Raw genomic sequence first — 10,617 nt, 5'->3', positions numbered from 1 at the left:
CCTCATCCATATGCCACTTATCGTTCGGCTTGGGCCGGTCTCTGCGAATGCAGTCGGCAAAATGTCGGCCAAAGCGGTTGATCCAGAGACGAACCGTTTCCCTGCTCACGATAACACCGCGTTCAGCAAGAAGGTCTTCCACATCGGCCGTGCTCAGAGCAAACCGATGATAGGCCCACACTGCGTAGGCGACAACTCCACGCGGAAAACGAAACCCCTTCAGACGGGGGAAAGTGCTCGGCAATCTCATGTCGTCTCGATAACCGAAACGCCGGGGTCAAACAACTTGGCAATACCCCCCGGACGGAAGGCGTTTGCAAAATGCCCTCAATGGGCTCCGGTGACGCGATCAATTTGGATCAAAGCCTAAGGGTGGCGCGTCAACTGATCGCGCCACCGGGAGCTTTGGCTTTGGTCTGGCTTTTCATCGTCGCAAGAAGCCCATTCTTTCAGTCCGCGGTATAGCTCAAGAGGCCACCCCGTGATTGAGTCGCCGACATCGACAAAATCGCTATTCTCCGGTTCGTCGCACTTCAAGTATCGCTCACAATTAGGCATCGGCAAGTCGTTTCGGCTTCGTCAGCCAAGCTCAACTCACCATGAATCTCGAGCTGAACGGTAGGCTGGCTGCGCCAACGGCCTTTGGGGACCCTGCAATATTACCCGCACTCGCCCTGATATTCGGATTGGCGGCTTCAAGCTTCCGGCAAATCTCCTGGCACACCCTCTCAGGGGCATAGGAAGACAGAAACACCGTTTCAATTTCCACGAACTGACTGATCGCATTCAGGGAGTCGTTCATCTGATCTATCAGCGGCTCTTTCCATTCCGAAATCACCTCGCCATAGTCCGGCCAGACGCCTACACGGTCCCACAACGCTTCAACTTCTTTGCCCTGACGGATGAGTTTCCGTTCTAGTGCCGAGATTCCAACATCAAAGCTAACCGTGGAATTACCATTGTAAATCTGGTGATTGAGAATCAAGCGCCCGTGCAAATTGGCGCCAAGATAAAAGAACATGTAATCCGACTGGGTTTTGGCAGCACCGAACATGCTCTCGCCGCTCGCGGCCGCGGTGATGTCGTTCTGCACGAAGACCGCAATACCGAGCTGTTCCTCAATCTCCGCCTGCAACGCCTCGAAATAGGCCTCATCATCCATGCCCCCCGAGAGGTGTCGTGGCAAGGCAAGGCCCACGCCAGCCAGACGGTCGCGCTCCGCGTCCGGCAAAAGCTTTACCGCGCGGGCAATTGTCTCCAGGAAATCAGAATGATTGCTTCCATGGGCAAGCTGCGGATTGGGCAGAGTCTTGTGAAAGCGGATCTTGCCTACGAAATCGATCAGAACAATATCGGTATGCCGGTTACCAACGCTGATGCCGATGGAAAATGCACCTTCAGGATTGAGTGTGAGCGGCACGGTTGGCGGACCGACGCGGCCTTTCTGCGCTTCTCCCTTTGCGACAAGTCCTTCCTGTTCCAGAGACCTGACCAGAACAGATACCGTCTGCGCGGACAATCCCGTCTGCTCGCCGATCTCCAGCCGCGTCGTCGCCGATTTCTGCAGTAGCAACGAGAGCACAAGGCGCTCGTTGTGACTTCTCACACTCACCGCATTCAAGCCAGAGGACCTGTCAGCAATTCTTAGCGGATTAGGCGGCGCAAACCTCATATCAGGCATGCATTGCCCTCCGACATCCTTGGGGTCCTGCGGATACCGGGCCGCGGTCCCGCGCTGCATTCATTTCCAACCGATCGCCTCCACTTCCCGCGCAAGAGCCACACCGAGATTCTCGTGGGCCTCTCCGTTGATGTGAAACCCGTCCAGCCGATCGCAGGTGGATACTGTTCCAGCATCGAAAAAATGTACTTCAAGCGAATCGGCCATAATTTCGAACTGCAGGGCGAGCTCATGGGATTTCTGCTGCGCACCCTTGAAGATGTTCTGCCAGTCCTTGACGTCGTCCAGCATTGGCGGTGGAGAGACAATCATAATTTCGGGGACGGTGCAGGAGGGGCCAAGAGCAAGCTCCTTGATGTCATGGATCAGACAGCCGAGACCCATCGCAACTTCAGAAGCCGGCTGGTTGAAACGGGCCTTCAGATCATTCGTGCCGAGCATGATAATAACAAGATCTAGCGGCGTGTGACTCATCAGGCATGGGCGCAAATAGGTGCGGCCATTTTTCATCGCACCCTCGATCGGATCGTCACGGACCGTTGTCCTACCGCTCAGGCCTTCCTCGATGATATGCCACCCCGTGCCTAGCTCGCGGGCAAGCACGCCCGGCCAGCGCCTTTCGAAGGTGTATCGGTCAAGCGGCGTGCCACCCGGAATTTGTCCATGCGTATTCGAGTCGCCGTAACACAAGATCGTGCGCATTCTGGCACCGTCCTGATTTCATCATTGAAAACAATAAATTGCCCCGAAGGTCGGAAGACCATTCTGCAGCAATACATTGCACTCGCGGACGTTTCTGGCAAGCGCTACAATTAATCATTCAATATGAATAACTATTGACAGGCAAGTCATGCCGTGATTTTTAACTGTCCTGGGAGGAGGTCCCACCCATCGCAGGCATGTCGCCCGCTGCCGGAATTGTGTTTCGGCGAACGGCGTTGGTTCCCCTGCCGGAACTGCTGACCTGTGCGGACAAGAAGGCCAATTGCTGACGTCAAACGCTCGGCGGTCTTCTCACAAGCTGATCAAAAGCCTGAATTTCGAGGAGGAAATTCGATGACATATTTTAAACTTGGTACTTTGGCGGGCTACCTAGCTATCGCCTTCTCGTCATACCCGGCCTTCGCAGAAGAAGCGTTCCTGATGGAGGGCGTGACCGCCAGAGACGGCGACAATCCGGTCATCGAAGCAGGGAAATACAAGAAAGAGTGTCCCTGGACCATCGGCATGAGCCACTTCGGCGTGAATGCCAACACCTGGACAGTTCAGGTTGCACACGAGTCCGAGGCAGCCGCCGCGAAGAACGACTGCGTCACCAAATTCATTCTGCTTGATGCCGGCTTCGACCAGAAAAAACAGGTCGCCGATATCGAGGACCTTGTGGCACAAAAAGTCGACGCCATCATCGTCCAGCCGGTAACGTCTACATCTGCCGACGCCTCGATTGCAAAAGCCGTCGCGGCCGGCATTCCGGTGGTGCTGCATACGGGCCGCATTGAAAGCGATGCCTATACGACCGAGATCCAGGGCGGCGCCGAACACTTCGGCAAGGTAATGGGGGACTGGCTTGTCGACGAGGTTGGCAATGACGGCAAAATCTGGATTTTGCGCGGTCTCGCCGGTCATCCGGAGGATACCAATCGCTACAACGGCCTGCTGCAGTCTCTGGAAGGCACAAACATCGAAATTATCGCTGAGGAACATGGCGACTGGCAGTACGACAAGGCCAAGAACCTGTGTGAAACACTCTATCTAAACAATCCGGAAGTGGACGGAATCTGGTCTTCCGGTGCCGACATGACTCGCGCCTGCGTTGACGTGTTCAAGCAGTTCGGAGCCACTATTCCACCGATTTCCGGCGAAGGTAACAATGGCTTCTTCGGTCAATGGATCCGGGACGGCTTTGACTCCATCGCCGCTGAATATGCTCCGGCCCAAGGCGCCGCTGGCGTGCGTGCAGCTGTTGCTCTTCTGGAAGGAAAGGACCTCAAGAAGCACTACGACTACAACCCGGCAGGCTGGAGCGTTGACAAGGCTAAGGAATTTTACCGTGAAGACCTTTCGGCAAACGTGTGGTGGCCCACCGAACTGCCAGAGGAAAAGCTGCAGGAGCTTTACGGCAAGAAATAGTTTCCTACCGAGGCAGGATGGCCAGCCGGTCCCGCATATTCGCGGACCGGCTGGCCATCAACAGAAAAGATCCAGTTTTGATCCGGGGAGAGGGCAATGGCGTGCCTCGTTGAGATGTCGAAGGTTTCAAAATCCTTCGGTGGAAGCAAAGCGGTTGACGGCGTATCGCTCAGGCTCATGCCCGGAGCGGTTCACGCCCTGATGGGCGAGAACGGTGCCGGTAAGTCGACACTCATGAAAATCCTTGCTGGCGTCCACCAGCCAGACGCCGGCGACCTGTTCCGCGACGGACAGAAGGTGAGCTTCGAGACGCCAAGGGAAGCACTCGAGGCTGGGATATCCACCGTCTTCCAGGAATTATCACTCCTTGCCAACCTGACCATTGCCGAGAATATGTTTCTTGGCAGAGAACCGGTGACGCGGTTCGGTACTGTCGACCGTAAAAGGATACGGCGAGAGACTCGAAAAGCCCTGGCGGTACTGGGGCTGGAGTTGAACCCCGACACCCTTGTTTCCGAACTTTCCATCGCGGAACGCCAGTTCGTCGAAATCGCACATGGCATCAAGGCGGACGCTTCGGTGTTCATTCTCGACGAACCAACCGCCGCTTTGAACGCAGCAGATGTCGAGATCATGAATGCCCAGATCCGGCGTCTGCGCGCGGAAGGTAAGGCGGTTGTCTATATTTCGCACCGAATGGACGAAATTTTCGGCATTTGCGATACCGTGACCGTCCTAAAGGACGGCAAACTGATTGCAACGCGCCACTTGAGCGGCATGACTCCTGACAGTCTGATCGCAATGATGGTTGGCCGGGAGCTTCAGGATCTCTTTCCGCCCCGCGGACAGTCCTCGTCCGAGGCTGTCCTCGCCCTGGAAGACTTCAGGATCGACCCGGGCAGCAAACCGCTTTCCCTTCATGTCAACAAGGGCGAGATTGTCGCACTTGCAGGCCTGGAGGGCCAAGGGCAACAGCAATTGCTCAGATCGCTTGCCGGCATGTACCACCTGTCGACGGGAACGGCTTCCATCACGGGCAAGGCGCTGCCCCTTCCTGCCCCTAAAGCGGCCGGTATCCGGCAACTTCAAGCCAGAAAGGTTGGCTTCGTCCCGGAAGACCGTAAAGAAGAGGGTCTCTTCCTGGGGCTTTCCATTGTCGACAACATCGCCATCGGACTTTCGTCCGTCCATGCCGAACTCTCCATTGCGCACGACTACCAGCAAAAGATCGCCGAGACGATCTCCAGCATGAACATCAAGGCCTCCGGAGCATCCTCACCGGTGGGTGCCCTGTCCGGAGGCAACCAGCAAAAGGTCCTTCTCGGACGCTACCTGGTGGCCGGTCTTGACATGCTGCTTATCGAAGAACCGACGCGCGGCGTCGACATCGGCGCAAAGACGGAAATATATAAGTTGCTGCGCAGGTTTGCGAACAACGGAGGTGCCGTCTTGGTCCTCTCCAGAGAGACCATCGAACTCATCGGTCTGTGCGACCGCATCTATGTCGTTCACGGCAAAACTATCGTAGCGGAACTTCCCGCCAAGACTGCCACGGAGCACCAAATCCTCAACGCCGCCCTGAGCGCCTGAGATTGCCCACAAGACTGAAGTGATCATGACACAAGCATTTCTCGCGAAATTAACGCAATCAAATGGCCGGCAGGGCCTCTGGATGCTGCCGATGCTGCTTGCAATCGGCATCGCCGTTTTTCTTGGTATTCGTACTGATCAGTTCCTCGGATCTGAAAACATCTTCAACCTGATCGCCCAGGCAATGCCATTGATCATCACCGCCATCGGCCAAATGTTCGTCGTGCTGGTCGGCGGACTGGACCTATCGGTCGGATCCCTGATCAGTTTCACGACCGCCATCCTGGCTCTCGACGCTCCGGGATACGTGACGATCCCCGCAGTTTTTCTGTTCGCTGCCCTGATCGGCATAAGCAATGGCCTGGTGATCACGCGGCTGAATGTTCATCCAATCATCGCAACCCTAGCGATGCAGTACGTGATCCTGGGGATCACCCGTATTCTGCGCCCGGTGTCCGGTGGCACGGTGCCCGATATCGTCATCGACTCGATTGCCGGGTCGTTTCTCGGTATACCAATGCCGGTCTTCTGGGGCCTACTGGTGATCCTTGTTGCTTGGAAGCTCTTGCACGGTTCCCGCTTCGGCCTTCATCTCTTCGCCATCGGTGGCGGGGTTGCCAACAGCACACCGGACGCCGCGCGTAATTTCGGCGTCGCGGACAAGCGTAACATCCTTCTAGCCTATGTCGCCTGTTCGTGCTTCGCGGCTCTCGCCGGTGTGTTCCTGGCGGGCCGGATTGTTTCCGGCGACCCGAATGTTGGCCTCCTGTTCGAACTCGACGCGATCACTGCAGTCGCCGTTGGCGGGACCCAACTGTCCGGCGGCATCGGCAGCCTGCAGGGCACGGTGATCGGAGCCCTGGTTCTGGCGCTCCTGTCCAACGGCATGAATCTCACCAACGTTTCACCCTTCATCCAGACCGCAATCAAGGGCGGGCTCTTGCTACTGGTCGTCGGGCTTCAGACCCGCAAGAAGATTGGGCTTTGATCATGTCTGCGATTGTTAAGCACGCTTTCCTGCAACGACTGCTGCGCGTACCGCCAGCCTATCTCGTATTCGTCATTCTGCTCGTCACGCTCTGGATTGCCCGGCCCCATATGCTCAACGCCAACATCATGGGCATCTTCATCCGCCAGGTGGCACCGCTCGGCGTGCTCGTCCTGGCGCAGCTTTTGGTGATGCGGGTAAAGAGTATCGACCTCTCCGGCGGAGGCATCATTCTGCTGGTGAACTATTTCATTTCCTCGGGGATCTTCCCCGGGGCGACCATACCATTCTATATCGGCCTCAGCCTTGCAACCGGAATCATGATCGGGCTCTTCAACGGCTGGATGATCGGCAAACGCCGTGTCTCTGCCGTGATTGTCACACTGGCCGTCAACATCATCCTGGTCGGGTTCGTCCAATATCTTTCAAGCGGCAAACCGCCCGGCGACGTACCATCCTATCTGAACGAGATCTACAACATCAAGTGGGGTCCGGTTCCGGCACCGGTGCTGTTCTGGTTCGTTCTGACCGTGATTATGGCACTATTTCTTTCCAAAACGGTGTACGGCAGATACGTCACCGCGGTCGGCGAAAATCCGGAAGCCGCGCATTTTTCCGGTGTCCCAGTGGAGCGGACCGTCATTCTTGCCCACACGCTTGCCGGTTTCATCGCCGCTGTGGCAGCCCTCGTGCAGACCGCTTCCATAGCGGTCGGCAGTGTCCGGGTCGGTCTCGACCTGCCGATCATGGCGGTTGCGGCGACCATCCTCGGCGGCGTCGTATTCGGCCGCGGAGAGGGGGGAGTCTGGGGACCGTTCTTTGGCGTCCTTTCCTTCGCCCTGCTGTTTGTGGTGATGACCACTTTCGGCATTGACGATCCGGGCAAGCTCATTGCCCAGGGACTGATCATCCTACTCGCCGCAACCTTTTACGGCATGAGAACAACCAAATCCAATTGAACCATTCCGTCAATTCAGAGGAAGAAATTATGGCAGAAGAAAAGTCGATACTTTGCTTCGGGGATTCACTGACCTGGGGATGGATCCCCGTGGTGGAAGGCGCACCAACGATGCGCTACCCCTACGAACAGCGCTGGACGGGCGCCATGGCTGCTCAGCTTGGCGATGGCTACCACATTATTGAGGAAGGCCTCAGCGCCCGGACCACAAGTGCCGACGATCCCAACGACCCGCGCCTGAACGGCAGCAATTTTCTGCCCACGGCTCTTGCCAGTCATCTTCCGCTCGACCTGGCAATCATTCTTCTTGGCACCAACGACACCAAGCCGTTCTTTAACCGGACACCTTACGATATCGCCTACGGCATGGCGAAGCTGGTCGGGCAAGTGCTAACATGTGGCGGTGGTATCGGCACCCCGTATCCGGCCCCAAAGTGTCTGGTCGTCGCCCCCCCACCCCTTACTCCAATGCCGCACTCCTATTTCCAGGGGATGTTCGGTGGAGCTCACGAAAAGTCGGCAGCGCTGGCCGAGCAATACCGCAACATGGCCGACTTTATGAAAGTCGCCTTCCTGAGCGCCGGCAATTACATTACCACCGACGGCTGCGATGGCATTCATTTCACCACACAGAACAATATCGACCTGGGCAAGGCAATCGCTCGGAAAGTGCAAGAAATTCTTTAGATAAAATAAGAAGTGTTTTCCTAAAACATAGCAAATCGGCCCTTTTGTAATTTATTTGTCGGAACAGCGATGTGTTTCCGTGGCGGGCATAAAATAAAATCCTTGAAAACAATGACATCCTTCAGGAAATGATTTCCTTTGAAACTGATCAACGCTTGGTACCTGGAGAAATCTGATTGGAAACCGGGGTTCTAAAGGCCGGCGCCAATGTCTCGGACATCACCGGGGCAGAAGCGCCCTTGCCACTCGTTCCGGCAAACGGCGTTCTGCAATACGCAAAGGCTACGACAGTGACCATGTACAAGGCGCGTGGACCTCTGCCAAACATTCCGCCCCGCAAAACACGGAAATGGGAGAACTGTTTTTCGCCATATCTTTACAGAGGCAGAAACGTCATCTAACGAATGCTCGGCAGGCTCAAGGAGTTTCGAAGGAGATAACCTCCCGGACGACCACGACGCTTGAAATTTTCTGTCAACGCTCGTTTTGGCTGCATTTTTATGTCATTGGTTACTATACTGAATATTAATTAATGTAGATGTGCTAAATGTGACAGACGTATTCCTCTTTTTGTCTAGCATTCGAATTATGTAATTTGCGAAAAGGGGAAGAGAATTATGTCGATGCCACCTGGCACATTTAACGTTTCTTCAAAGATGCCGCGCGAAGAAGAGAGATCACTTGGAAGTCCGGCTTCTCGTGGTAAAAAAGACGAGAAGCATGAAAGCCTTGGGGATAAGTACACGCAAAACTACTTGGATAGTACGGCACAGAAAGATGTCAAATCTAATTCTTTAAAGGTATCGGCACACCACCACCCTGCCGAAGGCATATCGTTGCAACCAGAGATGATTGCAAGCTCTTCCGAAGCCGAAGTCTCGCGCGCCGTATTAACATTTGCAAGTTTGTATGCTTCAGTCATGCAACTTGAACGTCTCGTTGACCCTGGCGACCATGTTGCCGTAAGGGGTGTGGCAAAGCAAATACAGGCCGGTTTTGAGTCGACTCCGGACGTCAACGCAGATGCGCTGTCGAAGCAAGTATGCGGAGGTCGAATATCTTCCAACCAAGATTCGTATACTCAATGGTCAAGAGAAATCAGGCCGGCCATTGTGCGCAACCTGGAAAACGGAAAACCGATTACCCAGCTTGTCGCTGTCACTGCTGCATTGATCAGGAGTAATGATGACTTTCCGGATAAGAAAGTACTGATTGAAGAAACGCCACCTGAGCTTCGGACCGAGTTTCATGAACAGCTTGATCAAATGCTGGTTCGTATCGATAAGGTCGGCACGGAAACTGTGCTGAAGCCCACGATATCGCTTGGCCTCAATCCCAGTCCTGAATTCGGTAAAATGAGCATTGACCTGGGTGCCGTCCGGGATGGCCGGGCACTGCTGTGGATCCATCGTCCGGCGGGCTCCCCAGATGTCGTCAATCTGTTCGATAATGACGGCACCATTGCCAAGACGACGCACAAGGTAGATCACATTTTCGTCCAGGTGATCGACCACGAAATTAAGAAGCGAGGAGGAGGAGGACTCAGCAGAGAAGAATATGACAAAAGATTTTCCGGCATAGTTGTCGAGACAATTCTTGAAAGCTTGTCGAACGAACAAGGCTTTTCGCTCAGTGAAGAAGACAAAAGTCAAGTCGCAACCACAGCGTTAGATGAACTTGTTCGGTCCTTCAAAAGGGATAATGATCTCGAAGCAACCGATTTCTCGCTGGAGGCAATCAAGGCGTTGCGAAAGAGCGGCAGCAGATGTGCCATGGCGACCTCCGCTCCAGCAAATTATGCAAGAAATATCCTTGAGACACTGCATGAGCCCAAACTCTTTGGAGACTACATCTTTAGCGGTGTTGATATGGAGAAACCAAAGCCGGATCCGGCTGTATACAATGCGGCGAAGAAAGCGTTGGGTGTTGTCCCTGAGGACATCGTGGTTACGTGGGAAGATTCCGGAGGCGGAATGGAGTCGTCACGTCGTGCCAGCTCAGACATCATGATCGGTGTGATCGGTAGTGGCGAGCCTGACGAAAAATTAAGAATAGCCAGCAAGTTGGTCCAGCGGGGAGCGACAATAATCGTGGACAGCTTTGCGAATGGACTCTTGGCGCTGCATGACAAGGGATTCATTGAGCTATCCAGACACGCTGAACCACCAGCATAACTGAAGGCAGCAACGAGGCGGGTGATAGGGGCTTGATTAGGTGGACGGTCTCCTACACCAGCATCTGAAATGCCATAGTGCGGTTGTTGGAAGCCGCGAAAGGGTATTGCCAATTTGTTTGTCATTGGATGCAAGGCAGCGCGGCCCCTGCTTTTTCAAGCGGTCATTTCTGCTGTGTAGTCGGACCACAGGCAGAAGGCATCTGCCCTGGCGTGTCGCCAGGAGCGGGCTGAGAGTTTGTATCGGCGGGGACGAAAGATGGTGTTTATCTGATCGTGGGCTGACAGGAAACGCTGTGCTTGGCGGGGCGATTTGAACCGCCCCATGATCTTCTCTCGCTTCCTGGTCTGGCGGTGTGCGTTTTCAATTCTGTTATTCAGGCCCTTGTGGGCTCGATGATCAGCATCCG

At 54.9% G+C, this 10,617-nt stretch carries 9 protein-coding genes and 1 pseudogene; 6 read left to right on the top strand and 4 right to left on the bottom strand.

The annotated features are described in order from the left end of the window. From OA90_RS28305 to OA90_RS26875, 3 genes and pseudogenes are all read right to left on the bottom strand, one after another. A pseudogene (locus OA90_RS28305) lies at positions 1 to 250 on the bottom strand (IS6 family transposase); the annotation flags it as partial. 339 nt (positions 251 to 589) lie between these two features. Next, positions 590 to 1,741: an ROK family transcriptional regulator gene (locus tag OA90_RS26880; protein WP_244274717.1), complete on the bottom strand. Its 1,152-nt coding sequence runs from the start codon at positions 1,739 to 1,741 to the stop codon at positions 590 to 592. Continuing rightward, on the bottom strand, positions 1,742 to 2,383 hold the full coding sequence (locus OA90_RS26875; RefSeq protein ID WP_068420029.1) for an SGNH/GDSL hydrolase family protein: 642 nt from the start codon (positions 2,381 to 2,383) through the stop codon (positions 1,742 to 1,744). 264 nt (positions 2,384 to 2,647) lie between these two features. Here OA90_RS26875 and OA90_RS26870 point away from each other — a divergent pair, with 264 nt between their 5' ends. The 6 genes from OA90_RS26870 to OA90_RS26840 all read left to right on the top strand — a co-directional run bounded on the left by OA90_RS26870 (position 2,648) and on the right by OA90_RS26840 (position 10,208). Further along, on the top strand, positions 2,648 to 3,811 hold the full coding sequence (locus tag OA90_RS26870; RefSeq protein WP_199823871.1) for a substrate-binding domain-containing protein: 1,164 nt from the start codon (positions 2,648 to 2,650) through the stop codon (positions 3,809 to 3,811). Positions 3,812 to 3,907: 96 nt separating this feature from the next. Continuing rightward, positions 3,908 to 5,401 (top strand): sugar ABC transporter ATP-binding protein, encoded by a 1,494-nt coding sequence (locus OA90_RS26865; protein WP_068420026.1) that lies wholly within the window; start codon positions 3,908 to 3,910, stop codon positions 5,399 to 5,401. Between the two features lie 25 nt (positions 5,402 to 5,426). Beyond that, a complete protein-coding gene (locus OA90_RS26860; RefSeq protein WP_068420024.1) occupies positions 5,427 to 6,389 on the top strand; it encodes an ABC transporter permease in 963 nt (320 codons plus the stop codon). Positions 6,390 to 6,391: 2 nt separating this feature from the next. Beyond that, positions 6,392 to 7,348 (top strand): ABC transporter permease, encoded by a 957-nt coding sequence (locus tag OA90_RS26855; RefSeq protein ID WP_068420022.1) that lies wholly within the window; start codon positions 6,392 to 6,394, stop codon positions 7,346 to 7,348. A gap of 29 nt (positions 7,349 to 7,377) precedes the next feature. Beyond that, complete coding sequence (locus OA90_RS26850; RefSeq protein ID WP_068420031.1) at positions 7,378 to 8,034, top strand: SGNH/GDSL hydrolase family protein; 657 nt, start codon at positions 7,378 to 7,380, stop codon at positions 8,032 to 8,034. A gap of 617 nt (positions 8,035 to 8,651) precedes the next feature. After that, positions 8,652 to 10,208 (top strand): HAD family hydrolase, encoded by a 1,557-nt coding sequence (locus tag OA90_RS26840; RefSeq protein WP_068420020.1) that lies wholly within the window; start codon positions 8,652 to 8,654, stop codon positions 10,206 to 10,208. 155 nt (positions 10,209 to 10,363) lie between these two features. Here the strand turns inward: OA90_RS26840 and OA90_RS28295 are convergent. Beyond that, on the bottom strand, positions 10,364 to 10,617 hold a 254-nt coding region (locus OA90_RS28295), incomplete at its 5' end, for a DDE-type integrase/transposase/recombinase (protein ID WP_156510693.1).

The organism is Labrenzia sp. OB1 (genome assembly GCF_001624695.1).
Lineage (GTDB): Bacteria > Pseudomonadota > Alphaproteobacteria > Rhizobiales > Stappiaceae > Roseibium.
Note: the sequence above shows the minus strand (reverse complement) of the source record. Positions and strands in the feature narration are given on the sequence as shown.